The sequence below is a fragment of the Pseudomonas kribbensis genome (assembly GCF_003352185.1).
In the GTDB taxonomy this organism is placed as follows: Bacteria; Pseudomonadota; Gammaproteobacteria; order Pseudomonadales; family Pseudomonadaceae; genus Aquipseudomonas; species Aquipseudomonas kribbensis.
Genome location: NZ_CP029608.1, coordinates 5,116,975 through 5,142,469 on the forward strand (window position 1 = coordinate 5,116,975; position 25,495 = coordinate 5,142,469).

Annotated in this window: 19 protein-coding genes; 5 read left to right on the top strand and 14 right to left on the bottom strand. The window is 60.8% G+C overall.

Annotated features, from left to right (window positions below; genetic code table 11):
- Window positions 1–125: 125 nt before the first annotated feature.
- On the top strand, window positions 126–4,478 hold the full coding sequence (locus tag DLD99_RS23280) for a membrane-targeted effector domain-containing toxin (protein ID WP_244220754.1): 4,353 nt from the start codon (window positions 126–128) through the stop codon (window positions 4,476–4,478).
- Window positions 4,479–4,559: 81 nt separating this feature from the next.
- On the opposite strand, the gene guaA is transcribed toward DLD99_RS23280, so the two are convergent.
- The 4 genes from guaA to DLD99_RS23300 form a co-directional block, all read right to left on the bottom strand.
- Complete coding sequence (gene guaA / locus DLD99_RS23285) at window positions 4,560–6,137, bottom strand: glutamine-hydrolyzing GMP synthase (RefSeq protein ID WP_085709414.1); 1,578 nt, start codon at window positions 6,135–6,137, stop codon at window positions 4,560–4,562.
- A 99-nt stretch (window positions 6,138–6,236) separates the two neighbouring features.
- Window positions 6,237–7,706, bottom strand: coding sequence for an IMP dehydrogenase (gene guaB, locus DLD99_RS23290; protein WP_085709413.1), 1,470 nt, complete (start codon window positions 7,704–7,706; stop codon window positions 6,237–6,239).
- A 115-nt stretch (window positions 7,707–7,821) separates the two neighbouring features.
- Window positions 7,822–8,370 carry a hypothetical protein gene (locus tag DLD99_RS23295; RefSeq protein WP_011335799.1) on the bottom strand — a complete coding sequence of 183 codons (549 nt, stop codon included), beginning with the start codon at window positions 8,368–8,370 and terminating at the stop codon, window positions 7,822–7,824.
- Window positions 8,371–8,505: 135 nt separating this feature from the next.
- On the bottom strand, window positions 8,506–9,273 hold the full coding sequence (locus DLD99_RS23300) for a sulfite exporter TauE/SafE family protein (RefSeq protein WP_114885339.1): 768 nt from the start codon (window positions 9,271–9,273) through the stop codon (window positions 8,506–8,508).
- Window positions 9,274–9,374: 101 nt separating this feature from the next.
- On the opposite strand from DLD99_RS23300, the gene DLD99_RS23305 reads away from it, so the two are divergent.
- The 4 genes from DLD99_RS23305 to leuA all read left to right on the top strand — a co-directional run bounded on the left by DLD99_RS23305 (window position 9,375) and on the right by leuA (window position 14,497).
- Entirely contained in the window at window positions 9,375–10,262 is an 888-nt protein-coding gene (locus DLD99_RS23305; protein WP_114885341.1) for a LysR family transcriptional regulator, read from the top strand.
- 10 nt (window positions 10,263–10,272) lie between these two features.
- Entirely contained in the window at window positions 10,273–11,652 is a 1,380-nt protein-coding gene (gene xseA, locus DLD99_RS23310) for an exodeoxyribonuclease VII large subunit (protein ID WP_114885343.1), read from the top strand.
- Between the two features lie 3 nt (window positions 11,653–11,655).
- A complete protein-coding gene (locus DLD99_RS23315) occupies window positions 11,656–12,477 on the top strand; it encodes a peptidoglycan DD-metalloendopeptidase family protein (protein WP_114885345.1) in 822 nt (273 codons plus the stop codon).
- Between the two features lie 340 nt (window positions 12,478–12,817).
- Window positions 12,818–14,497, top strand: coding sequence for a 2-isopropylmalate synthase (leuA, locus tag DLD99_RS23330; protein WP_085709408.1), 1,680 nt, complete (start codon window positions 12,818–12,820; stop codon window positions 14,495–14,497).
- A gap of 107 nt (window positions 14,498–14,604) precedes the next feature.
- Here the strand turns inward: leuA and DLD99_RS23335 are convergent, their stop codons facing one another.
- From DLD99_RS23335 to rlmN, 10 genes are all read right to left on the bottom strand, one after another.
- Window positions 14,605–15,396 carry an amidohydrolase gene (locus DLD99_RS23335; RefSeq protein WP_085734105.1) on the bottom strand — a complete coding sequence of 264 codons (792 nt, stop codon included), beginning with the start codon at window positions 15,394–15,396 and terminating at the stop codon, window positions 14,605–14,607.
- On the bottom strand, window positions 15,384–16,532 hold the full coding sequence (locus DLD99_RS23340; protein ID WP_114885349.1) for a pyridoxal phosphate-dependent aminotransferase: 1,149 nt from the start codon (window positions 16,530–16,532) through the stop codon (window positions 15,384–15,386). The genes DLD99_RS23335 and DLD99_RS23340 overlap by 13 nt, the downstream gene beginning before the upstream one ends.
- A 117-nt stretch (window positions 16,533–16,649) precedes the next feature.
- Window positions 16,650–18,122: a ribosome biogenesis GTPase Der gene (gene der, locus DLD99_RS23345; RefSeq protein ID WP_085699823.1), complete on the bottom strand. Its 1,473-nt coding sequence runs from the start codon at window positions 18,120–18,122 to the stop codon at window positions 16,650–16,652.
- Window positions 18,123–18,262: 140 nt separating this feature from the next.
- Complete coding sequence (gene bamB, locus DLD99_RS23350; protein ID WP_085709405.1) at window positions 18,263–19,414, bottom strand: outer membrane protein assembly factor BamB; 1,152 nt, start codon at window positions 19,412–19,414, stop codon at window positions 18,263–18,265.
- Window positions 19,407–20,048, bottom strand: a complete 642-nt coding sequence (locus tag DLD99_RS23355; protein ID WP_085734102.1) for a tetratricopeptide repeat protein — start codon at window positions 20,046–20,048, stop codon at window positions 19,407–19,409. Before DLD99_RS23355 ends, bamB begins: the two co-directional genes overlap by 8 nt.
- Window positions 20,049–20,089: 41 nt before the next feature.
- Window positions 20,090–21,379 carry a histidine--tRNA ligase gene (gene hisS / locus DLD99_RS23360; protein WP_114885351.1) on the bottom strand — a complete coding sequence of 430 codons (1,290 nt, stop codon included), beginning with the start codon at window positions 21,377–21,379 and terminating at the stop codon, window positions 20,090–20,092.
- Window positions 21,380–21,401: 22 nt separating this feature from the next.
- Window positions 21,402–22,511 (bottom strand): flavodoxin-dependent (E)-4-hydroxy-3-methylbut-2-enyl-diphosphate synthase, encoded by a 1,110-nt coding sequence (gene ispG, locus DLD99_RS23365; protein WP_007956680.1) that lies wholly within the window; start codon window positions 22,509–22,511, stop codon window positions 21,402–21,404.
- 3 nt (window positions 22,512–22,514) lie between these two features.
- Window positions 22,515–23,558, bottom strand: a complete 1,044-nt coding sequence (locus tag DLD99_RS23370) for a RodZ domain-containing protein (protein WP_114885353.1) — start codon at window positions 23,556–23,558, stop codon at window positions 22,515–22,517.
- A complete protein-coding gene (pilW, locus tag DLD99_RS23375) occupies window positions 23,558–24,316 on the bottom strand; it encodes a type IV pilus biogenesis/stability protein PilW (protein WP_114885354.1) in 759 nt (252 codons plus the stop codon). The genes DLD99_RS23370 and pilW overlap by 1 nt, the downstream gene beginning before the upstream one ends.
- A gap of 12 nt (window positions 24,317–24,328) precedes the next feature.
- Window positions 24,329–25,477: a dual-specificity RNA methyltransferase RlmN gene (gene rlmN, locus DLD99_RS23380; RefSeq protein ID WP_085709400.1), complete on the bottom strand. Its 1,149-nt coding sequence runs from the start codon at window positions 25,475–25,477 to the stop codon at window positions 24,329–24,331.
- Between the last annotated feature and the right edge of the window lie 18 nt (window positions 25,478–25,495).

The window sequence follows — 25,495 nt, forward strand, 5'->3', positions numbered from 1 at the left end:
AGCCTGCTTCCGACGCATCCTTTTCCTTCAGACGACAAACCAACAGCCATGTGCCTGACAGACGAATCCTTCACCTCTTGAAATGATCGCGGTCGTTTTTTATCCACCACGCTCAAGGAAAGACTGTGGACACGACACACGACACGGCACTGCCCAACACCGCCGACAGAAATGCCCTCAAGGCTCTGGTTCCCGCTCTGGTCGAGGCCTGCCCCGACATGTATGAAATGGCCTGCGCGATTGCCAGAAAGATCCTCGCCAGCCATGAGCTCGCTCACCTGGAGCCCGAACAGGTTTACTGGCACCGCTTTCACGCAGCCCAAAGCAGTCCGCGAACCTTTACCGGCTGGGAGCACCTCTTTGAAACCCCGCGCGAATCGATGACCCTGCCGCAACTGGTGATTCAGCGCTTCAGCGTTCACGACCAGGACAACGCCGACCTGCTCGATTCCGACGCAGGTTTCTATACCGCCGGCCCGGACGCCGGCACCTATAACGAAACCAACGAAGTGAAGCTGCACAGCCGCGACGTGCTCAAAGCGTTCTGGGCAATCAATTTCGCCGACCGCTACCGGAACAAGGTCGATTCGTTCTGGACCAAGCACGGCAAGACCTTCCGAACCCTGGCCAAGTGCTCCTTCCTGGCCAAGGCTATGGAAGACCGGGAAGGCGGTCGGCTGTCGGACGACAATTTCCGCACCGCTGTCAAAGCCATCGCCGGCAATGTCAGCTGGCCGGTGACCCGCGAAATGCTCGAAGAAGAGGCTGCGCAAGCCGATGGACTGCGTATCGGCCTGTTGAAAATCGGCGGGTTTGTCGCCACCGACATCCTGTGCATCACCGATGGCAAGGGCGGAGTGATTCTCTACGTTCCGGGAGAAATCTGGGGCGTGCATGCCCTGCAGAACGCCCGCGATCTGCATTGGTGGGTGCTGTCGCAAATCAGAAATCCGTCCGACCGCAAGCGCTTCATGTCGCACTTCCAGGTCGCCGATCACGACATCATGGAGGACACTTCCTGGCGTGCAGTCGCGAAACGGCGCTGGCTCTGGGCTTTCGGCCCGCTGGTGGGAGGTATCTCGGAGTTGTGGCGCGCACCGCATATCGAGAACGTCGGGCTGAACCATGTGCTGGATCTGCTCGTCAGCACCTGGGACAGCGACGATCACACGCTGGTGGCTCACACCGGTACAGCGCTCAGCGGCGATATCTTCAACTTTTTGGCGACCGCCACCCACGCCCGCATGATCAGCGATGCGGAATTCATGCTGCATTCCAATGGTGATCTGCGCAAAAAACTGTGGATCGGTTACCTCAACGCCTTCAACCGCGTATTCGGGCCGATGGCGGCCGTTGGCTGGCCGGTAGCGCTGGCCGTGGTCGGTGCGGGCATCGCCAACGTCGGATTGCAGATCGATCAGGCGGTCAACGGCAAGACACCGCAGGCGCGCAAGGCCGGCGTAACCGGAGCAATCTTCGCGGCCATCGATACGCTGTTCAACGCCACGTTCATCAAAGGCAGCGGGCGATTACCCGAGATTGCCGAGACCGAGACCTTCCTCGCGCCGGAGGAAGAACTCGCTCAGACCGGACCGTCCGTAAAACCTGAAGAGAAACTGGCCGAAGCCGCACTGGCACGTTCACCGCTGCCGACACTGGCAGAGATCGCACCGGAGCAAGTCCTGCCGGCAGCGCCGGAGGACTTTCTGGCGTCATTCAAGACTGAGATTAATGAGGGGACGCGGATGGAAACCGGTGATCCCAAACTCCAGGAGATCATTCAGTCCCCGTCCGGCAAGCACTACATCTACATGCGCCGGGCTTGGGGCAACCAGGGGTTCTACCAGGTACGTTACGTTGAGCAGATGCGTAGCTGGGTCATTGTCGACCCGGCCAATCCCTATTCGTTTTATCGCAACGTGCCGGTACGCCTGAACGAAGCGTTGAAATGGGAGCCGGTCGCTCGCCCAGGACTCAGAGGGGGAATGAAGGTGTTTGGCGAGTGGCCCTGGGGTCATACGGCCGACCCCTTGCCCGAGTCGGCCACAACGGCCATGCCTTATGACACCGAGCAAGCCTCCAGAACCCTGCTACGGTCACTGGCAGAGAACCGTGCCGAGGGTTTTCCGCTGGACAACCTGCACATGAGCGACAGCCTCTATCAGGACTTCAAGACTCTGCGCCGCAGCCTGTATGACGATGCCATCAACTTCTACAGCGCCCAGAGTTCGCCTCCTCGCCCGCTCGTGCCAGCCTTCAAACCCGCCACCCCGTTCGCCGACATGACCAAACGCCTGTTCAAAGAGACGCCGGGACTGGTGATCGGACGGGACAACACCGGGGTGGGCGCCCGAGGCCTGTTGATCGACAACTTCAAGGCATTGAACAAACAGAAGGTCCGAACCCTGTATCTGGATCATCTTCTGAGCGATTTCCATCAGGCAGACCTGGATGCGTTCCACAAGTCCGGCAGGATGCCGACTGCGCTGGAAGATTATCTGAAATCACTGGATACCCGCTTCGGCACCGATCCGACAGGACCCCACTCGTATACGGAGTTGATCAGGAGCGCACAGAAAAGCCATATCCGTGTGCAGGCTATCGACTGCATGGCCAGCCGGCGCTTCCCGTACATGGAACACACGTCTGAAGTCAGCAGCCGCAAGATGCAGAACTACTTCTCCGACACCGTGATCAAGGCCGATCAGGCAGCACGCAGTGCCCATCGCTGGGTGGCACTGCTGGATGAGGGGCGTGCCAGCACCTTCAACAAAGTCGCCGGCCTGGGTGAACTGGAGGGCGCGCCGACGCTGCGAGTCGAGGAGATCACCGCGGGTCAGGCGGAAGGCCTCACAACCGATCCGGGCAAAAAGGTACGTGATCTTGCCGGCAACCCTGTCGACCTGCTTAAAAGTGACCTGCGCCTGCAATTGAACGGACCTCCTCCGACGATCACCGCCCGAACGCTCGAAGAAGCGTTACCCAGAAGGGGCATGTTCATGATCCAGGAACCCTCCACCCTCATCCATCGCAGCGGCGACGGCACGCTGGTTACAACAACGATCCAGAAGGATGCCGGAGGCTTTTTCATCGTCCGCCCCAAATGGATATCCGTCAGCGGCCGGCACTTCGACAGTGTTCAGGAACTGGCGACGGCTCTGAACGATGAAGGCCTTACACTCCGGCGCGTGCGCATCGATCCACTGGCGGCCGAGGGGCAATCGCCGGGCATTGATCCTTCGGCATCCACCACCGGTGCCGGCGCAGTGGTCAATCCTGAAGTGTCACTGCCTGATACCCCGTTGATCAATTCACCTTATGAAATTCCCGTAGCGTTTCGCAATGAGCTGAACAATGCCGCGGTCATCGGCAACGAGCGAACACTGGGCGATGCTTTTGTGAGTTTTGATGCTGATCCGGCACTCGAGAGGTTCAAGGCTTTGCGCCAACAGTTGCGTGAAGCTGCCATTCGCTTTCATGCCGAGTTCAATCTGGCTCCGCGTCCGATGTTGGCGTCCATCGATCAGGCCGCGAGCGCCGAATCGTTCATCGAAAAATCCCTGGAGCAGTTCAACGGTCTCGTCATCGGCGAAAGCCATGCAGAGATCGGCAGCAAACAATGGCTCATCAAACAGATGCCAGTGCTCGCCCGACAAGGCGTGAAGACCCTGTACATGGAACATTTGCTCACAGACTTCCATCAGGCGGCACTGGACAACTTTGCCAGAACCTCGGTCATGCCTCGTGATCTTGAGCTCTATCTGGAGAGCCTCGACCAGGGTCACATCACCGATCCCACAAGACGCTACACCTTCCTCAACCTGGTGAAGGAAGCCAACCGTCAGGGGGTGCGCGTTCAAGCCATCGACTGCATGGCCAGCTACCGGCTGGAAGGCATGCGAGGCCTCGAAGCGACAAGTCGACAGCAGATGATGAATTTCTATGCCCACACAATCATCGAGGCCGATCAGGCCGCGCACGGCCCACACAAATGGGTCTCGCTCATGGGCAATTCACACTCCAACACTTTCGAGGGCGTCGCCGGCGTCAGTGAGCTGGAAGATGCCATCGGTCTGCGTATCGAAGACGTTGGCTACGGCAAGTCCCGTGGGTTCGAACCTGATCCCGGAAGGACTTTTTTGGACGACAAGGGCAAGCCGACCGGGCAGGTAAAAGGTGATATGCGTCTGCAGGTGCAGACGCCGTGGAACGCCCAGACGCAAAAGGAGATCGATCAATTGCTGAATCGTCCGGGCATGTACACCTTGAAACAGGAACCCCGCTCCACCTTGCTGGTTCACCGCAGCCGCGACAATGCACTCGTGCGAACGGAAATCCATTGGGAATCCGGTCGCTGGTTCATCGAACGCCCCGCCTGGCCCGCTCTCCATGAGAAACGCTTCAACAGTATCGAAGACCTGCTCAAGGCACTGGATGACCGGGGCATGACCCTGGCCGGCTGGTCCGGTCCCTTGTAAGCGGCAATAAAAAGGCCGCGTGAACACTGTTCACGCGGCCTAGGGGTTGCCTGCTTTCACGCCTTCAGGGCGTGTGCAGGATCACTCCCACTCAATCGTCGCCGGCGGCTTGCTCGACACGTCGTAAGTGACGCGGGAAATGCCTTCGATTTCATTGATGATGCGGCCGGAAACGGTTTCCAGCAGTTCGTAAGGCAGGTGTGCCCAACGCGCGGTCATGAAGTCGATGGTTTCCACGGCACGCAGGGCCACGACCCAGGCGTAACGACGGCCGTCGCCGACCACGCCAACGGATTTCACCGGCTGGAACACGACGAACGCCTGGCTGACCTTGTGGTACCAGTCGGCCTTGCGCAGTTCTTCGATGAAGATGTGGTCGGCGCGACGCAGCAGGTCGGCGTATTCCTTCTTCACTTCACCGAGGATCCGCACGCCCAGGCCCGGGCCCGGGAACGGGTGACGGTAGACCATGTCGTACGGCAGGCCCAGTTCCAGGCCCAGACGACGGACTTCATCCTTGAACAGTTCGCGCAGTGGCTCGACCAGTTTCAGGTTCATCTCGTCCGGCAGGCCGCCCACGTTGTGGTGCGACTTGATCACGTGCGCCTTGCCGCTTTTCGCGCCAGCCGACTCGATCACGTCCGGGTAGATGGTGCCCTGAGCCAGGTACTTGATGTTGTCCAGCTTGCAGGATTCGGCATCGAACACGTCGATGAAGGTGCGGCCGATGATCTTGCGCTTCTTCTCTGGATCGGCTTCGCCGGCCAGGTTGTTCAGGAACTGGTCTTCAGCGTTGGCGCGGATCACCTTGACGCCCATGTTCTCGGCGAACATGGCCATCACTTGCTCGCCTTCGTGCAGACGCAGCAGGCCGTTGTCGACGAAGACGCAGGTCAGCTGGTCGCCGATGGCCTTGTGCAGCAGCGCCGCAACCACCGAGGAATCCACACCGCCGGACAGACCCAGCAGCACGTTGTCGGTACCGACCTGTGCGCGGATGTTGGCGATCGCGTCTTCGGCAATCTTCGACGGGGTCCACAGGGCTTCACAGCCGCAGATGTCGAGAACGAAACGCGACAGGATGCGACCGCCCTGTTTGGTGTGGGTCACTTCCGGGTGGAACTGCACGCCGTAGTAAGCGCGCTCGTCGTTGAACATGCCGGCGATCGGGCAGCTCGGGGTGCTGGCCAGGATGTGGAAATCGCTTGGCATCTTGGTGACCTTGTCACCGTGGCTCATCCATACGTCGAGGCCGAACAGGCCGTCGGCGTCGATGTGGTCTTCGATGCCGTCGAGCAGGCGGCTCTTGCCGACCACGTCAACGCGGGCATAACCGAACTCACGCAGCTCGGAGCCTTCAACCTTGCCGCCCAGTTGCTCGGCCATGGTCTGCATGCCGTAGCAGATACCGAAGACCGGTACGCCCAGGTCGAACACCGCTTGCGGGCAGCGTGGGCTGTTGGCTTCGTGCACGGACTCGGGACCGCCGGCGAGGATCACGCCTTTTGGAGCGAATTCGCGGATCGCATCTTCGTCCATGTCGAACGGGTGCAGCTCGCAGTACACACCGATCTCACGCACGCGGCGGGCGATCAGTTGGGTGTATTGCGAACCGAAGTCGAGGATCAGGATGCGGTGAGCGTGAATGTCGAGGGCCATGATTCAGTCTCGTCTAAGTAATTCAGAAACAGTCTTGATTCAGAAACGACTCGGGGCTGAATAAAACAGCCCCGGTCATTTGACGTTTTGCTTGAAGCCTCAACCTACGCGGTAGTTTGGCGCTTCCTTGGTGATCTGCACGTCGTGAACGTGGGATTCGGCCATGCCGGCACCGGTGATCCGCACGAACTCAGGCTTGGTGCGCATTTCTTCGATGTTGGCGCTGCCGGTGTAACCCATCGAGGAACGCAGACCGCCCATCAGCTGGTGAATGATCGCGCTCAGGGTGCCCTTGTAAGGAACACGGCCTTCGATGCCTTCCGGAACCAGTTTCTCGGCGCCTGCCGAGGAGTCCTGGAAGTAACGGTCGGAAGAACCCTGGGCCTGGGACATGGCGCCCAGCGAACCCATGCCGCGATAAGCCTTGTACGAACGGCCCTGGAACAGTTCGATCTCGCCCGGCGCTTCTTCGGTACCGGCGAACATCGAGCCCATCATCACGCAGGAAGCACCGGCCACGATGGCCTTGGACAGGTCACCGGAGAAACGGATGCCGCCGTCGGCGATCAACGGAACACCGGTGCCTTCGAGGGCAGCGGCGACGTTGGCGATGGCACTGATTTGCGGAACGCCGACACCGGCGACGATACGGGTGGTGCAGATCGAGCCAGGGCCGATACCGACCTTGACCGCATCGGCGCCGGCTTCGGCCAGGGCCTTGGCGGCTGCGCCGGTGGCGATGTTGCCGCCGATCACCTGCACTTCAGGGAAGTTCTCTTTCACCCAGCGAACGCGGTCGATCACGCCTTTGGAGTGACCGTGAGCGGTGTCGACCACCACCACGTCCACACCGGCATTGACCAGCGCGGCAACGCGGTCACCGGTGTCTTTACCGGTACCGACGGCAGCGCCGACGCGCAGACGACCTTGGTCGTCTTTGCTCGCCAGCGGGTAGGCCTTGGCTTTTTCGATGTCTTTGACGGTCATCATGCCTTTGAGGGCAAACTTGTCGTCGACGATCAGGACTTTTTCCAGGCGGTGCTTGTGCAGCAGCTCGCGGACTTCGTTCTTGTTGGCGCCTTCGCGAACAGTGACCAGACGCTCTTTCGGCGTCATCACTTCACGAACGGTGGCTTCCAGACGGGTTTCGAAACGCACGTCACGGGAAGTGACGATGCCGACCAAGTCGCCATCGTGCAGGACCGGAACGCCGGAAATGTTGTGCATGCGGGTCAGTTCGAACAGATCACGAACCGTGGCGTCAGCCTCGATGGTGATTGGGTCCTTGACCACACCGGCTTCGAACTTCTTGACCTTGCGGACTTCGGCAGCTTGCTGCTCGATGGTCATGTTCTTGTGGATAATGCCGATGCCACCTTCCTGAGCCATGGCGATTGCCAGACGGGCTTCAGTAACGGTGTCCATGGCGGCAGAAACCAGAGGAATATTCAGTTCGATGCCACGGGTGAGGCGGGTCTTGAGACTGACTTCGTTAGGAAGCACCTCGGAATAACCAGGCACTAAAAGAATGTCGTCGAAGGTCAGAGCTTCTTGGCTGATACGCAGCATCGCGGGGGCTCCCGAGCGGGAAAATGGAAGCGCGCCATTATAGTCAGACACCCCTTCGGGTTCAATGTAAAACTTGTCTTATATCAATGTTGCTGATGTACGGGAAAAGCCGCCCCTACAACTCGACCTTGACCCAGCTCACCGGTTGATCCAGCCAGTCGGCGAATTCATCGATGAAACTCTGCTTGAACCCAGCCTCCAGCCAGTTGTTGAAGATGAAACCGAGGTTGGAAAACCCGCACTCCTGCAAATACAGAAAGCCGTTGATGTCGTCTTCATGCCCGCATTCGGGGCAGGTGAAATTGTCGGTGCGGCCCGGCATCCAGTCTTCCAGGCTTTCGAACAGCGCTTCGCCGATTTCCTGGCGACACTCGGCGCAACCGGCCTCTTCGAGAAAGCCCTTGGCGGGGGTGTAGATGCAGCGTTTGGTGATGACTTCCAGACCATTGATCGGCTCACCAAACGGCAGCGCCTCGGGGTGCAGCACCACCGCGCGGGCGCCATCGGCGATGGCGTAGGCCATGCGGTTGCCGGTGCGTCCGCAGGTGCTCAGTTCTTCCTTGACGATATTCTTGCGCACCAGCCAGCGCAGAATCGCCCGGGCCCGGGGCTCGTGCACCGGCAGGTTGGAGATTTTCGGGACGATGATGCTTTGGGAATTCATGGAAAGTCCTGCGGTGTGGCTTCTGACGCTTTCGCGAGTAAGCTCGCTCCCACCCTGGATGCATAACCCTGTGGGAGCGAGCTTGCTCGCGAAGAGGCCCTAAAGGCCGGCAGCTTAATCCCTGAGACAATCCGGTCAAGTGCTTAAATAGCGGCCGATCAACGCCAGCCCGCTCGCCAGCACCAGCCAGGTCACCAGCCGCACAAAGGCTTCGCGGGACAAACGCATCGTCAGCCGCCGCCCGATCCACAAGCCCAGCGCCATGGCCGGCAGCAGGCACAGCGCGAGCATCAACAAGGGTAGCTCGGCATACACCCCGGCGACGGCGAACAGACTCAAACGCACCACCGTGCTGCAACTGATCAACGCACTTTGTGTGGCCCGGGCCGCGTCCTTGGGCAGTCGGCTGTTGAGGTAGATCGCATAAAGAAAGCCGCCACTGCCGAACAGCGCCCCGAACAGCCCGCCCACGGTGCCCATCGGCAACGCCCACGCGGCAGACAACTGCGCCGGCCGCGCCTTGATCCACAAGCTGTAAACCGCATATGCACTGATGAACAGTCCCATCAGCAACAACAGCAAATCGGACTTGAGGTTGAGCAGGAAAATCACCCCCAGCGTGCACCCGACCGCCATGCACGGCAGCAGCCGCAGCAACTCCGGTTTCGCTACATCTCTGCGCGATGGCAGCAGATTGCCGAACGCCGCGACGAAATCCAGCAGCACCAGCAACGGCACGATTTTCGACAGTGGCATGAACAGGATCAGAATCGGCCCCGCCACCAGCGCCGTGCCAAAACCGGCAATGCCGAACACGATGTAGGCCAGCGCGACACCCACTCCGATGACTGCCCAGCCCCCGAAGCCCCACGACCATTCGCTCAACAACCCCGCCACACTCATCCGCTCGCTTCCTTTAATAAGCCCGTGATGACTTTAGCCAGCGCCGAGGGTTGCGACTAATATCATCGAAATCGCCAAGTCATCTCGAAAAGGCATACCTCGTGCTTTCAACCCGTCAATTGCGCTACTTCGTGGAAATTGCCGAGTGCGGCAGTTTCAGCGCCGCCGCCGAACGCCTGTTCATCGCCCAGTCAGCGCTGAGCCGGCAGATCAAGGACATGGAAACCCGCCTGCGAACGCCGCTGTTCGAACGCACGGCACGCCAGCCCCGGCTTACCGCCGCCGGCGAAGCGTTTTTGCCCCGGGCGAGAAACCTGCTCAATGAATTGAACAAGGCCAGCACCCTGGCCACGGAAATCGGCCAGGGCCAGCGCGGTACTTTGCGCGTGTGTCACTCCAGCACCGTACCGATCAGCGGCCAACTGTTGCGCGAGATGAGCGCATACCTGGAGCAGCAACCCGGGGTTTCGCTGGACATCGGCACGCTCTCCTCGGAATCACAGCTCGAGGAACTGGCCGAGGGGCGACTCGACATCGGCTTGCTGCGTCTGCCGGTGCTGCGCCAGCGCGAAGGTGTTCAAGTTATTCCGCTCTACACCGAGCGCTTGCTGCTTGCCGTGCCGGCGGAACATCGACTGGCCTTTGCGGAGGCAGTCGATCTGGCGCAATTGAAGGACGAAGCGTTCATCTCCATCCCCCATCCGCAACGCGGCGGGCTGAGTTATTTGTGTGCTGACCTGTGCATGCGCCACGGCTTCTTCCCCCAGGCTGCACGGGTGATGTCGCGCAAGACCACGCAACTGCAATTGATCCAGGCCGGATTCGGCATCGCTCTGCTGCCGGAATCGATGCAGGACATCGCGCCCGCTGGTGTGAGATTTCTGCCACTGACCGGCGATTGCCAGAGCACCGTCGCCCTCGCCTTTCGGCAAAATCCCACACCTTTGGTGCAACACTTCCTCCAGACATTCACCGGCGAAAGCCTTTAAACTGCGCCCCATGATTAAAGATCCCTTTGCAAGACTCGGCCTCGACCGCGAAGTCCTGACCGTCAGCCAGCTCAACGGCCGCGCGCGGGTGTTGCTCGAAGACGTGTTCAGCAACATCTGGGTCGAAGGCGAAATCTCCAACCTCGCCCGCCCGGCGTCCGGCCACGTGTACTTCACGCTCAAGGACAGCGGCGCGCAGGTGCGTTGCGCACTGTTCCGACAGAACGCTGCGCGGGTGCGTCAGGCGCTGAAGGATGGTCTGGCGGTCAAGGTGCGCGGCAAGGTCTCGCTGTTCGAAGGGCGTGGCGACTATCAGTTGATTCTCGACACCGTGGAGCCTGCCGGTGACGGCGCCCTTCGTCTGGCTTTCGATGCCTTGAAGGAAAAGCTCAGTGCCGAAGGCCTGTTCAGTGCCGAGCGCAAAGTACCGCTGCCAGCCCATCCGCAACACATCGGCATCATCAGTTCGCCGACCGGCGCGGTGATCCGCGACATCATCAGCGTGTTCCGACGCCGTGCGCCGCAGGTCAAGCTGACCCTGATCCCCACCGCCGTTCAGGGCCGCGAGGCCACGGCGCAGATCGTCCGCGCCCTGAAACTCGCGGATGCCCGGGGCTTCGATGCGCTGATTTTGGCGCGTGGCGGCGGTTCGCTGGAAGACCTCTGGTGCTTCAACGAAGAAGCCGTGGCCCGAGCGGTGGATGCCTGCGTGACGCCGATAGTGAGCGCCGTCGGCCACGAAACCGACGTGTCGATCAGCGACTTTGTGGCTGACGTTCGCGCACCGACGCCATCTGCGGCGGCCGAATTGCTCGCCCCGGATTCCAGCCACCTGATCCGTCAGGTCGAAAGCCTGCATCGCCGACTGGTGATGCGCATGCGCGACCGCTTGATGCGCGACCGCCTGCGACTTGAAGGCATGGCTCGCCGTCTGCGCCATCCCGGCGAACGTCTGCGCCAGCAGGCACAGCGTCTGGATGATCTGGACATGCGCATGCGCCGGGCGTTCGAGCGCCAGCTCAATACCCGCCGCGAACACCTGATTCGTCTGGAAACCCGCCTTGCCGGGCAACATCCCGGCCGGCAACTGGCGCTGCTGCGCCAGCGTCTCGACAGCCTCGCCGAACGACTGCCACGCGCCATGAACGAAGGCCTGAAACGCCGGCGCCTGCAGTTGCAAAGCCAGATGCAGACCCTGCACGTGGTCAGTCCGTTGGCGACCCTCGGCCGTGGCTACAGCATTTTGCTCGACGAGCGTGGCAATGCGATCCGCGACGCGGCACAAACCCACACCGGCCAACGCCTGAAGGCCAGACTGGGCGAAGGCGAACTGCAAGTGCGCGTCGAGGACAACCACCTGACGCCCGTCACTCTCTCATTACTGGACTGATCCATGCCGCGTTTTCTTGCTCCGCTGCTGTTGCTGTGCCTGACCTTCAATGCCCACGCCGACAGTTACATCACCCGCCTGCTGAACAAACCGGTGCCGGGCGGCGTGGCTGTCGTCGATCTGGGCACTGCCGCGCAGGCACCGAAAGTCACGTATCAGGGCAAACCGGTGCTGGTGGTCAAGGAACAGAACAACTGGCTGGCGATTGTCGGCGTTCCGTTGACCGTCAAACCCGGCGCTCAACAAATCAGCAGCGGCGGCCGAAACCTGAACTTCACCGTCGGCAACAAGAAGTACCCGGAACAGCACATCACCCTGAAGAACACCCAGCAGGTCAATCCGAACCCGGCGAACCTGAAGCGCATCGAGGGTGAACTGGCCGAGCAGATCAAGGCCTACCGCAGCTTCAGCCCGAACACTCCGAGTAACCTGTTGCTGGACAAGCCGGTCAACGGACCGCTGTCGAGCAAGTTCGGTGTGCGCCGGTTCTTCAACGGAGAAGAGCGCAATCCGCACGCCGGCCTCGACTTCGCGGTGCCGGCCGGCACACCGATCAAGACCCCGGCAGCGGGCAAGGTGATCCTGATCGGCAATTACTTCTTCAATGGCAACACCGTGTTCGTCGACCACGGCCAGGGCTTCATCAGCATGTTCTGCCACATGTCGAAGATCGATGTGCAAAACGGCCAGCAACTGGCGCGCGGCGCAGTGGTGGGCAAGGTGGGTGCCACAGGTCGGGCGACCGGGCCGCATATGCACTGGAACGTCAGCCTGAACGATGCCCGGGTTGATCCGGCGATCTTTATCGGCGCATTTCAACCTTGATTTCAGGTTGATTCGCCTCCAGAGGGGATTGCGCGCGACGAATGGTCCGCGCAATCCCCGCCAACAATAACAGCCATATCAAGAATAAAATCTCGGAAAAAAGCGCTTTCCGGGTATTCCTCTCAATTTTTTTCGACTGCTTGCCATCCTCATCCCCCGCGGTTAGGGTTGAAGGCATGAAAACCTCTCACACCCTTATTCAGCTTCGCCAGCACCGCAGCCTGTGCCTTGTCAGCGCACGACTGCCGGGCTGAATCGCTGCGCCTCGTCCCAAGCTTCTCCGAACATTCGTTCCACCGGCAGGCCGCCTCTTTTCGGCCCAGACAATAAGGAATTTCCGATGAGCATGCTCAAAGACCCGTCTTCGAAATACCGCGCGTTTCCTGTGATCAACCTGCCGGATCGCACCTGGCCGTCGAAAACCATCGATGCCGCGCCGATCTGGTGCAGCTCCGACCTGCGTGACGGCAACCAGTCGTTGATCGAGCCGATGGACGCGGTGAAAAAGCTGCGCTTCTGGAAAACCCTGGTGCAAGTGGGCGTGAAGGAAATCGAAGCGTCGTTCCCGGCCGCTTCGCAAACCGACTTCGACTTCGTGCGTACCCTGATCGAAGACGGCCACATCCCGGACGACACCACTATTCAAGTGCTGACCCAGGGCCGTGAAGATCTGATCGAGCGCACCTTCGAATCCCTGCGCGGGGCGAAAAAGGCGATCGTTCACCTGTACAACGCCACTTCCCCGTCTTTCCGTCGCATCGTGTTCAATCAGGACAAGGACGGCATCAAGGCCATCGCCGTGAACGCCGCCAAGCTGTTCGTCAAATACGCCGCCATGCAGCCGGACACCGAGTGGACCTTCGAATACTCGCCGGAAACCTTCAGCGCCACCGAGCTGGAATTTGCCAAGGAAGTCTGTGACGCGGTGATCGAGGTCTGGAACCCGACGCCCGAGCACAAGATCATCCTCAACCTGCCGGCCACCGTTGAATGCGCGACCCCGAACGTCTATGCCGACCAGATCGAGTGGTTCCACCGCAACATCAACCGTCGTGACAGCGTGATCATCAGCCTGCACACCCACAACGACCGTGGCACCGGTGTGGCCGCCACCGAGCTGGGCCTGATGGCCGGTGCCGACCGCGTCGAAGGCTGCCTGTTCGGCAACGGCGAGCGTACCGGCAACGTCGACCTCGTGACCGTGGCACTGAACATGTACACCCAGGGCCTCGACCCGCAACTGGACTTCTCCGACATCGACGGTGTGCGCAAGGTCGTCGAAGAGTGCAACCAGATTCAGGTACACCCACGTCACCCGTACGTCGGCGACCTGGTGCACACCGCGTTCTCCGGCTCCCACCAGGACGCGATCCGCAAGGGCTTCGCTCAGCAGAAACCGGACACTCTGTGGGAAGTGCCGTACCTGCCGATCGACCCGGCCGACATCGGCCGCAGCTACGAGGCGGTGATCCGCGTCAACAGCCAGTCGGGCAAGGGCGGTATCGCCTACCTGCTGGAGCAGGAGTACGGCATCAGCCTGCCACGCCGCATGCAGATCGAGTTCAGCCAAGTCGTGCAGCGTGAAACCGATCGTCTGGGTCTGGAAATGACTGCCCAGCAGATCCACTCGCTGCTGCACACCGAGTACCTGCAAGCCAACACCCCGTATGCGCTGGTCAGCCATCGCCTGCAGGAAGAAAACGGCCACAGCGCCGTCGAAGTGGAAGTGGCAAGCAAGGGCCAGGGCGAGACCAACCTGCACTGGCGCGGCAAGGGCAACGGCGCGCTGGAAGCACTGGTGGCCGGCCTGCCGATTCCGGTGGAGATCATGGACTACAACGAACACGCCATCGGCGCGGGCACCAACGCCAAGGCAGCGGCTTACATCGAGCTGCGTGTGAATGGCGAACGTGCAGTGCACGGCGTGGGTATCGATGAAAACATCACCACCGCCAGCTTCAAGGCCCTGTTCAGCGCGCTGAACCGCTCGCTGAGCCAGCCGGAAGCGAAAGCGGCGTAAATTACCGCTGAAATGCAAAAGGCCCCGGAGTGCGAACTCCGGGGCCTTTTTTATGCCTGCTGGCTTTATGTTGCCCGCGATGGGGCCCGCACAGACAACGCAAAAACTCAGGTGAACTCGAACGTGTCCGCATCCAGATTCGCCGGGAATCGCTCGCGGTAAGCCGCCAGCGGTGCAGCTTCCAGCACAGCCTTGAACACCCCGTCCGCCTCCCCCGCCGCCAGCAAGGTCTCGCCCTGGAAGTCCAGCACCTGACTGTCGCCGGTGTAGGCAAAACCCTTGCCGTCGGTGCCAACACGATTCACCGCCGCCACGTAGCACAGGTTTTCAATCGCCCGCGCCGGCAGCAAACGGTTCCAGTGCAGACGCCGCGCCCCCGGCCAGTTGGCGGTGTACAGCAGCAGGTCGGTGTCTTGTGCATCGCGGCTCCACACCGGGAAACGCAAGTCGTAGCAAATCAGCGGCCGGATGCGCCAGCCCTTGAGTTCGAACTGCACCTGGCGTTCGCCGGGCGTGTAGTGATTGTGCTCGCCGGCCATGCGGAACAGATGGCGCTTGTCGTAATGCCACACTTCGCCGTCAGGGCGCGCCCATAGCAGGCGATTGCGATGGCTGCCGTCGGCGGCCTGGATGATCACGCTGCCGGTGATCACCGCATTGAGCTTCGCCGCCTGTGCCTTCATCCATTTGCTGGTCGGACCGTTTTCGGCTTCGGCCAGGGTTTCGGACTCCATGGAGAATCCGGTGGTGAACATTTCCGGCAGAATGATCAGATCCGCCCCGCGCGCCTGCTCCAGCAAAGCGTCGAAATGCTCGAGGTTGGCCTGACGATCATGCCAGGCCAGGCTGGTCTGGATCAGCGCCAGGTTGAGATCGGGCAAAGCACTCAAATCACGCATAGTTTTGCCGCCGCTTCCCGCAGCGTCTCCTCGCGTTTGGCGAAGCACAGCCGCACCAGGCGCTGGCCTTCAGGTGGATTCTGGTAGAACACCGACACCGGGATGCTCGCCACACCATGCTCGCGAGTCATCCACATCGCCATCTCGACATCGTTCAGGTCGGGACGGATCTGTGAGTAATCAACCAGTTGGAAATAAGTGCCGGTGACCCGGGTGAAGCTGAATCGCGACGGCGCCAGCAGATCACAGAACAGATCGCGCTTGGCCTGATAGAAACCCGGCAGCTCTTCGACGTGTTCCGGATGCTCGGCCATGTAATCGGCCAGCGCATATTGCAGCGGCGTCACGCCACAGAAGCTGACGTACTGGTGCACTTTGCGCAGCTCGGCAGTCAGCGCTGGCGGCGCCACGACGTAACCGGTTTTCCAGCCGGTGACGTGATAGGTCTTGCCGAACGAGCTGACCACGAATGCGCGCTGATACAGCTCTTCATGGGCCAGCACGCTCACATGCGGAACGCCGTCGTACACCAGGTGTTCGTAGACTTCGTCGCTGATCACATAGATGTCGCGATCACGGATCAGTGACGCCAACTGGTCCAGCTCTGCGCGACTGATCAGCGCGCCGCTGGGGTTGTGCGGGGTGTTGAGGATGATCATCCGCGTGCGCGGGCTCAGCGCTGCACCGAGCTTGTCGAAGTCGATGGAGAAATCCTCCAGACCGAGTTGCACATGCACGCAGCGCCCGCCGGCCAGCTCCACCGACGGCTCATAACTGTCATAGGCCGGGTCGAACACGATGACTTCATCGCCGCTGTGGATAACCGCCTGGATCGCACAGAAGATCGCCTGGGTTGCGCCGGGGGTGACGGTCACCTCGTGATCGGCATCGACATTCACGCCATAGCTGCGGGCGATCTTCGCCGTAATCTGCTGGCGCAGGGCCGGCAGGCCGGTCATGGGCGAATACTGGTTATGGCCGCTGGCGATGTGCCGACCGACCGCATCGCGCAGCGACTGCGGGCCGTCGAAATCGGGAAAACCCTGGGACAGGTTGATGGCTCCGGTCTGTGCCGCGAGCTGAGACATCTGCGTGAAAATAGTGATGCCGACATTCGGCAGCTTGCTGTTGATCATCGGGGTTCCCTGCTCTGCCCCGGCACTGACGACGGCGCGGGAGAGCCCGAGGATAGCCCATCCGGCGCCCATAAAAAAAGGGCGCCAGACGGCGCCCTTCTCTCTTGATGACCGGGATCAGCGCTTGTCGCGGCGCTTCTTGCTGGCCTTCTTGTTGTGCGACATCAAACGACGCTTCTTGTTGACCTGGCGGTCGGTCAGCGTGTTCTTGTTGCCTTCGTACGGGTTCTCGCCGCCCTTGAACTCGATGCGGATCGGCGTACCGACCAGCTTGAGCACACGACGGTAAGTGTTTTCCAGATAGCGCACGTACGAATTCGGCACTTTCTCGATCTGGTTGCCGTGGATCACGATCAGCGGCGGGTTGGCGCCACCAAGGTGGGCATAACGCAGCTTGATCCGGCGGCCGTTGACCATCGGTGGCTGGTGCTCGCTGACCGCGTCTTCGAGGATCTGGGTCAGGCGGCTGGTCGGCCAGCGGGTGACCGCCGACTTGAACGAGTTCTGCACCGAAGCGTAGAGGTTGCCCACGCCGGTACCGTGCAGCGCCGAGATGAAGTGGATGTCGGCGAAGTCGACGAAGAACAACCGGCGTTCCAGTTCGGTCTTCACATAGTCACGCTCGCCCGGTGTCATGCCATCCCACTTGTTCAGCGCAATGACCAACGCACGGCCGGACTCAAGGGCAAAGCCCAGCAGGTTGAGGTCGTGATCGACCACACCTTCGCGGGCGTCCATCACGAAGATCACCACGTTGGCGTCTTTGATCGCCTGCAGGGTTTTGACCACGGAGAACTTTTCGACTTCTTCGTGGATCTTGCCGCGCTTGCGCACACCGGCAGTGTCGATCAGTGTGTACTTCTCGTCGTTACGCTCGAACGGGATGTAGATACTGTCGCGGGTGGTGCCCGGCTGGTCGTAGACGATCACCCGCTCTTCACCCAGCATGCGGTTGACCAGCGTCGACTTGCCGACGTTCGGCCGGCCGATGATGGCGATCTTGATGCCGTCCTTTTCGCTCGGGCCTGGAATGCGCTTGGCTTCCTCGCCTTCGGCGACTTCCTCCTGCTCCTCGCCTTCCTGTGGCTCGTCCTCATCTTTCGGGAATTCGCTCAGGGCGATTTCCAGCAATTGAGTGATGCCGCGACCATGGGCGCCGGCAATCGGGATCGCATCGCCCATGCCCATCGGCGCGAATTCGGCGCGGGCCATTTCCGGATCGATGTTGTCGACCTTGTTGGCGACCACGTAGGAACGCTTGTTACGCTTGCGCAGGTGTTCGCCGATCATCTGGTCGGCGGCGGTGAAACCGGCCTTGGCATCTACCAGGAACAGAACGACATCCGCTTCTTCGATGGCCAGCAGCGACTGCTCGGCCATTTTTTCGTCCATACCATGTTCGTCGCCGGAGATACCGCCGGTGTCGATCAGAATGTAGGAACGCCCTTGCCACTTGGCCTCACCGTACTGGCGATCACGGGTCAGACCGGACAAGTCGCCGACGATGGCGTCGCGAGTCCTGGTCAGGCGGTTGAACAAGGTGGACTTGCCGACGTTCGGTCGGCCCACCAGGGCGATTACGGGAACCATGCGGCTCTCCACTTCGTTATTTCAGAAAATACAAAAGCCGCTGCGAGGCAGCGGCTGGTGCTCGGGGCAACACCCATGGGTGTTGCAAACCCTGCCGGAGCAGGGCCGCTTGGGGATCAACCCCAAGCATAGTCAAACCATTACTTGATGGTCAGGGCTTCCAGTTTGCCGCTGTTGCCATACACGTAAATCGTGTCACCCACCACCAGCGGACGGGCACGCAGGCCGTCGCTGTCGATGCGCTCGCGGCCGACGAAACGGCCGTCCACCTGACTCAGCAGATGCAGGTAACCTTCCAGGTCACCGACTGCAACGTAGCTGGAGAACACTTCCGGAGCCGACAGTTGACGGCGGGCCAGCGAGTCGTTGGTCCACAGTGCAGTGGTCGAACGCTCGTCGACGCCTTCAACGGTGCCCGAAGACAGGCTCACGTAGACGTTGCCGAAACCCTGGGCGATACCGGCGTAGCTCGACGCATCGCGCTGCCACAGTTGACGGCCGCTTTCCAGGTCCAGTGCCGCAACGCGACCCTGATAGCTGGCAACGTACAGTGTGCCGCCGGACAGCAGCAGACCGCCGTCGATGTCGACCACGCGCTCCAGTTCCGAACGACCTTGTGGAATCGCGATCCGTTGTTCCCAGACCGGCACGCCGTTGGAAATGTCCAGAGCGACCACTTTACCGGTCGACAGGCCAGCCACCGCGAGGCGGTTGGTCGCGAGCGGTGCACTGGTGCCACGCAGGGTCAGTACGGCCGGGGTGCTGTCATACACCCAGCGCTGGTGACCGGTGGATGCATCCAGACCGATCAGACGATCGTCCTGGGTCTGCACGACCACGATGTCGCCGTTGCTGGCTGGTGGCGCCAATACTTCACTGGTCACGCGAGCGCGCCACTTCTCTTCACCGTTGATGGTGTCGAGAGCGATCACGTCGCCACGCAGCGTGCCGACCAGAACCAGACCGTAACCCACGCCGACGGCGCCGGAGACAGGCACATCCAGTTCTTTCTTCCACTTCACGTCGCCGTTGCTGCGATCCATGGCCATCACGATGCCGGTCACGTCGGCGGCGTAGATGGTGTCACCATCGATCGCCGGCACCAGCATGTTGTAGGTTTCGCCCTGACCGTCACCGATCGAACGGCTCCACACTTTGTGCAGAACCACTTCTTCCTTGAAGGAAGTCAGTTCGGCTGGTGGCAGTTCTTTTGTGCTGTTGCTGCTGCAACCCGTGGCCAGAATGGCCAGAGCCAGCAATGCTGCATGCTTCCAACCGATCACGTCACGCATCCCCTTTGGCCAGGTCGTCCAGCTTGATTTGAAGGCCGCCGACTGCCGCTTCATCCGACAGTGCCGCCTTGGCTTTTTGATACGCCGCGTTCGCTTCGTCAGTGCGGCCCAGCTGTACCAGCAGGTCGCCCTTGAGTTCTTCGCGAGTCGCCAGGAACGACTTGTCGGCATCGCCTTCAAGCAGTTTCAGGGCTTCATCCGCCTTGTTCTGTGCACCCAGCACCTGCGCCAGACGCTGACGGGCGATTTCGCCCAGCGCCGCGTTGGCCGGCTTGGCAACGATGGCTTTCAGTTCGGTCGCCGCGTCGTCCAGCTTGCCGCTGTCGACCGCAACCTTGGCCACGAACAGGCTGCCGTACTGCGCGTAGGCAGTACCGCCGAACTCGCTGTTGAGCTTGCCGGCCAGATCCGCAACGCGCGCAGCGTCAGGCTTGCCGTCCGGGGTCAGCGTGGTTTCCAGCAATTGCTGATAGAGCACCGAGGCGCCTTGCGACTGGTTGCTCTGATACTTGTGAAATGCCTGCCAGCCGAACACGATGACCAGCGCCAACAGGCCGCCAGTGACCAGAGGTTTGCCGTTGCGTGTCCACCAGTCCTTCAAATCCGCCAACTGTTCGTCTTCGGTACTCGACACCCCAATACTCCTTAATCGCTAAATCGGCTGTTTAAACAGCTTCAACCCTGCACGACGCAGGTGGCCAGGTGAGCGGCAAGCGCATCCCAGGCAATGCTTTGTTGTTCGCCCTGGCCACGCAGGGGTTTGAAACCTACCACTTGCTGGGCCATTTCGTCGTCACCGAGGATCAGTGCGAACAGCGCACCGCTCTTGTCGGCTTTCTTGAACTGGCTCTTGAAGCTGCCGGCACCGGCATTGACCTGCAGGCGCAGGTTCGGCAACTGGTCGCGTACACGCTCGGCCAGGGCCAGACCGGCCAGCTCTGCCTCTTCGCCGAAGGCGCAGAGGTAGACGTCAACCTGACGGGCGAGTTCTTGCGGGATCTGCTCCAGGGTTTCCAGCATCAGCACCAGGCGCTCGATGCCCATGGCGAACCCGACGCCCGGAGTCGGCTTGCCGCCCATCTGCTCGACCAGACCGTCGTAACGGCCGCCCGCGCACACGGTGCCCTGGGCGCCGAGCTTGTCGGTGACCCATTCGAATACGGTTTTGCTGTAGTAATCGAGACCGCGTACCAGTTTCGGGTTGAGCACGTAAGGAATGCCGACAGCATCCAGACGGGCCTTCAGACCTTCGAAGTGAGCACGGGACTCTTCATCCAGGTAATCCGCCATTTTCGGCGCATCGACCAGCACCGCCTGGGTGTCGGCATTTTTGGTGTCGAGCACGCGCAGCGGGTTGGTTTTCAGGCGACGCTGGCTGTCTTCGTCCAGTTTGTCATGGTGCGCCGAGAGGTACTCGACCAGCGCTTCACGATAACGGCCACGGGACTCGCTGGTACCCAGGCTGTTGAGTTCGAGCTTGACCGCATCACGGATGCCCAGCTCGCCCCACAGGCGCCAGGTCATGATGATCAATTCGGCGTCGATGTCCGGACCGTCGAGGTTGAAGACTTCCAGACCGATCTGGTGGAACTGGCGATAACGGCCTTTCTGCGGACGCTCGTGACGGAACATCGGACCGATGTACCAGAGTTTCTGCACCTGGCCACCGCCGGTGATGCCATGCTCGAGCACGGCACGCACGCACGCAGCGGTGCCTTCCGGACGCAGGGTCAGGGAGTCGCCGTTGCGGTCGTCGAAGGTGTACATCTCTTTTTCGACGATGTCGGTCACTTCGCCGATCGAGCGCTTGAACAGCTCGGTGAATTCGACGATCGGCATGCGGATCTGCTTGTAACCGTAGTTATCCAGCAAACGCGAAACGGTGCCTTCGAAGTAGCGCCATACCGGGGTCTGTTCCGGCAGGATGTCGTTCATGCCACGAATGGCTTGCAGGGACTTGCTCACAGAAATTCCTTAATTCGTTCGATCAGCCGCGCGCGATGACCGCTGCGTCGGCTTCGACCTTCTCGGCCGCTTTCTCGCGGATCAGCTTTTCCAGCTCGTCCACCAGATTGTCATTCGTCAGTTTCTGCGACGGCTTGCCGTCGATGTAAATCAGGTTCGGCGTACCGCCGGTCAAGCCGATATGGGCTTCCTTGGCTTCGCCGGGGCCGTTGACCACGCAACCGATCACCGCAACATCCAGCGGCACCAGCAGGTCTTCAAGGCGCCCTTCCAGCTCGTTCATGGTCTTGACCACATCGAAGTTCTGCCGCGAGCAGCTCGGGCAGGCGATGAAGTTGATGCCACGGGAACGCAGATGCAAAGACTTGAGGATGTCGTAACCGACCTTCACTTCCTCGACCGGATCGGCCGCCAGCGAGATGCGGATGGTATCGCCAATCCCCTCGGCGAGCAGCATACCTAGGCCCACGGCGGATTTCACTGTACCGGAGCGCAATCCACCGGCTTCGGTGATGCCCAGGTGCAGCGGCTGGACGATTTCCTTCGCCAGCAGGCGGTAGGCTTCAACGGCCATGAACACGTCGGAGGCCTTCACGCTGACCTTGAAGTCCTGGAAATTCAGGCGTTCGAGGTGTTCGACGTGACGCAGTGCGGACTCGACCAGCGCGGCCGGGGTCGGTTCGCCATATTTCTTCTGCAGGTCTTTTTCCAGGGAACCGGCATTGACGCCGATGCGGATCGGAATCCCCCGGTCACGGGCGGCATCGACCACCGCACGCACGCGGTCTTCGCGACCGATGTTGCCCGGGTTGATGCGCAGGCAGTCCACACCCAGTTCGGCCACGCGCAAAGCGATCTTGTAGTCGAAGTGGATGTCGGCAACCAGCGGCACCTTGACCAGTTGCTTGATCTTGCCGAACGCCTCGGCGGCGTCCATGTCCGGCACCGATACGCGAACGATGTCGACACCAGCGGCTTCCAGACGGTTGATCTGGGCGACGGTGGCAGCGACATCGTTGGTGTCGCTGTTGGTCATGCTCTGCACCGCGATAGGTGCATCGCCGCCCACAGGCACGTTACCGACCCAGATCTTGCGCGATTCGCGACGTTTGATTGGAGATTCGCCGTGCATGACTTATTGACCCAACTTCAGGCGAGCAGTCTCGCCACTGGTGAACGGAGCGACATCGACCGGCTGGCCGTTGTAGCTGACCTGCGCAGCCCGGGCAACCCCCAGACGCACGGCCAGCGGTGGCTTGCCTGCCACGGAGACGCTGTCGCCTTTATGTTTCAGACCGCTGAACAGAACCTTGCCGCGACCATCGGTGACCTGTGCCCAGCAATCAGCGGTGAACTGCAGTTGCACCTGGCCTTCGCCTGCTGCCGGGGCAGTGGTTTCTGCGGTGGGTGCCGGGGTGGCCGGGACAACGGGTGCGGTGACGGTCGGTGCCGGAGTCGCCGGAACATTAGGAGCCGGTGCAGCCGGCGTGGCGACAACCGGGGCCGGGGCATGAGCCGGAGCAGCTGGCGTCGCCGCCGGGGCAGCAGGTACGGCCGGTGCGGCAGCCGGAACGACGGGCTCGGCACCGGTCGACTCGGCAGCGGTTTCCGACTGGGGCAGTGCCAGCGCCGTCGCGCCCTCGGTCTGACTTTCGGTAACGGCCTGGTCTTCCGGCTCGTCGATCGGATGAATCTGCGTGGTGCCATCGGCGCCTTCGACTTCAACGTGCTCCGGGGCCAGACTGGTCAGATCCTTGGTGCGCAGCGAGGTCTGATCCTGCCACCAGACAAAACCGCCGCCGATGACCGCGATCAGCAGCAACAGGCTGACGATCCGCAAAATGGTGTGGGAAACACGAACCGGCTCTTCGATCCGGCCCAGCGCATGGACATTGCTGCCCTGGGAGTCGGTGCCGGTGGACTGGTCGAACTGCTGGACCAGGACCGCCTGATCCATGCCGAGCAATTTGGCATAGGCGCGAATATAGCCGCGAGCGAAGGTATGCCCCGGCAGCTTGTCGAACGCACCGGCTTCGAGGTTGGTCAGGGAAGTCACGGTGAGGTTGAGCTTGAGGGCCACTTCGGCCAGCGACCAGCCATTGCTTTCGCGGGCCTGGCGCAAGGTCTCACCGGGGTTAACGCGATTCGCTGCTACAACTTCGGGATGCGCCGCTTTCATCATTGCTCCGACAGGTATTGCTGATATTCCGGCGTACCGGGATAGAGTCGTTTTAATTGCAGGCCCGCACTGGCGGCCTTGTCGCGATCTTCAAACACTTTTGCCAACCGAACCGCGAGCAACAGACTACGTGCATTTTGCTCGGACAGCTGGCTGAAACGGTCGTAATAGTCACGTGCGGGCACATAATGCCTGTCTTCGAATGACAACTCAGCCATTTCCAGCAATGCCCGTGGTTGCTGACGGTTCAAACGCAATGCTTTTTCCAGTTGCTGCTGGGCCAGATCACGCTGGCCAAGCTTGGACGCCGTCATGCCGAGGTTCTCGAACACGCGCGAACGCTCAGGATACAGGGTATCGGCGGCGGCCTGTTCAAAACGCTCGTAGGCTTCCTTGTAACGCTGCTCTTCGTAGAGAAAACTGCCGTAATTGTTGAGGATGCGGGCATCGACGGGACGGGAGGACAGTGCCTTGCGAAAGTGTTCGTCGGCCAGCTTCGGCTCCATCTCGGACTGAAAGACCAGCCCAAGGGCGGCATTGGCGTCGGGATCGGAACCGTCCAGCTCAAGGGCCTTTTTCAAGGGCACCTTGGCCCGCTCGGTCATGCCTTGCTGCAAGTATCCCAGCCCCAGCTGCACGTAGGCAGCCCGCGCTTCGTCGCGGCCCTTGCTGGTCTTCATCGGGTTGTAATCGCCCGACAGGACACAGCCAGCACACAGGCTGGCCAACAGCAACAGCAGCGCAAAGCGCAGGGACATAGAGATCCTCTCTTAGTTAGTGTTCGCGGCGTTCTGTGCCAGATCGCTGTCGGCGCTCAATTCGCGTACGGCGATGTAACGTTCGCTGCGACGGGTGCGATCCAGCACCTGCCCTACCAATTGACCGCAAGCCGCGTCGATGTCTTCACCACGGGTGGTGCGCACGGTCACGTTATAGCCTGCCTGATGCAGTTGATCCTGGAACCGGCGAATCGCGTTGTTGCTCGGCCGTTCGTAACCGGAATGCGGGAACGGGTTGAACGGAATCAGATTGATCTTGCAGGGAATATCCTTGAGCAGCTCGATCATTTCCACGGCGTGCTCAAGCTTGTCGTTGACGTCCTTGAGCAAGGTGTACTCGATGGTCAGCACACGTTTCTCGCCCAGGGCGGACATGTAGCGCACACACGAATCGAGGAGCATCTTAAGCGGATATTTCTTGTTGATCGGCACCAATTGGTTACGCAATGCGTCATTCGGTGCGTGCAGGGACAACGCCAGGGATACGTCGATGTGCTTGGCCAGCTCATCGATCATCGGCACCACACCCGACGTGGACAGGGTCACGCGGCGCTTGGAGATCCCGTAGCCCAGGTCATCCATCATCAGATGCATGGCGGCCACGACGTTGTCGAAGTTCAGCAGCGGTTCGCCCATGCCCATCATCACCACGTTGGTGATGGCGCGGTCGATGGTGGCCGGAACACTGCCGAAGGATTTGTTGGCAATCCACACCTGGCCGATGACTTCGGCGGCGGTGAGGTTGCTGTTGAAGCCTTGCTTGCCGGTGGAGCAGAAACTGCAGTCCAGGGCACAGCCTGCCTGGGACGAAACGCACAGAGTGCCGCGTTTGCCCTGGGGAATGTAAACGGTCTCGACACAGCTGCCGGACGCCACGCGCACCACCCACTTGCGGGTGCCGTCGCTGGAAATGTCCTCGCTGACCACTTCGGGACCGCGAACTTCAGCAACAGCCTTGAGCTTTTCGCGCAAGGCCTTGCTGACGTTCGTCATGGCGTCGAAATCATCGACGCCAAAGTGGTGAATCCATTTCATTACCTGACCGGCACGGAAACGCTTCTCCCCGATTGAGTCGAAGAATTTTTCCATTTCCGGCTGGGTCAGACCCAGCAGGTTGGTTTTAACAGTCGATGTAGTCATGGATTCACCTTCACTCTT

Bases quoted from the DNA above. Each gene is read 5' to 3' on its own strand.
- guaA (WP_085709414.1), bottom strand. From the start codon at position 6,137: ATGGCCCTCGACATTCACGCTCACCGCATCCTGATCCTCGACTTCGGT.
- bamB (WP_085709405.1), bottom strand. From the start codon at position 19,414: ATGCGTGACGTGATCGGTTGGAAGCATGCAGCATTGCTGGCTCTGGCC.
- der (WP_085699823.1), bottom strand. From the start codon at position 18,122: ATGGTTCCCGTAATCGCCCTGGTGGGCCGACCGAACGTCGGCAAGTCC.
- DLD99_RS23370 (WP_114885353.1), bottom strand. From the start codon at position 23,558: ATGAAAGCGGCGCATCCCGAAGTTGTAGCAGCGAATCGCGTTAACCCC.
- xseA (WP_114885343.1), top strand. From the start codon at position 10,273: ATGATTAAAGATCCCTTTGCAAGACTCGGCCTCGACCGCGAAGTCCTG.
- pilW (WP_114885354.1), bottom strand. From the start codon at position 24,316: ATGTCCCTGCGCTTTGCGCTGCTGTTGCTGTTGGCCAGCCTGTGTGCT.
- rlmN (WP_085709400.1), bottom strand. From the start codon at position 25,477: ATGACTACATCGACTGTTAAAACCAACCTGCTGGGTCTGACCCAGCCG.
- DLD99_RS23340 (WP_114885349.1), bottom strand. From the start codon at position 16,532: ATGATCAACAGCAAGCTGCCGAATGTCGGCATCACTATTTTCACGCAG.
- DLD99_RS23300 (WP_114885339.1), bottom strand. From the start codon at position 9,273: ATGAGTGTGGCGGGGTTGTTGAGCGAATGGTCGTGGGGCTTCGGGGGC.
- guaB (WP_085709413.1), bottom strand. From the start codon at position 7,706: ATGCTGCGTATCAGCCAAGAAGCTCTGACCTTCGACGACATTCTTTTA.
- DLD99_RS23335 (WP_085734105.1), bottom strand. From the start codon at position 15,396: ATGCGTGATTTGAGTGCTTTGCCCGATCTCAACCTGGCGCTGATCCAG.
- leuA (WP_085709408.1), top strand. From the start codon at position 12,818: ATGAGCATGCTCAAAGACCCGTCTTCGAAATACCGCGCGTTTCCTGTG.
- DLD99_RS23315 (WP_114885345.1), top strand. From the start codon at position 11,656: ATGCCGCGTTTTCTTGCTCCGCTGCTGTTGCTGTGCCTGACCTTCAAT.
- DLD99_RS23295 (WP_011335799.1), bottom strand. From the start codon at position 8,370: ATGAATTCCCAAAGCATCATCGTCCCGAAAATCTCCAACCTGCCGGTG.
- ispG (WP_007956680.1), bottom strand. From the start codon at position 22,511: ATGCACGGCGAATCTCCAATCAAACGTCGCGAATCGCGCAAGATCTGG.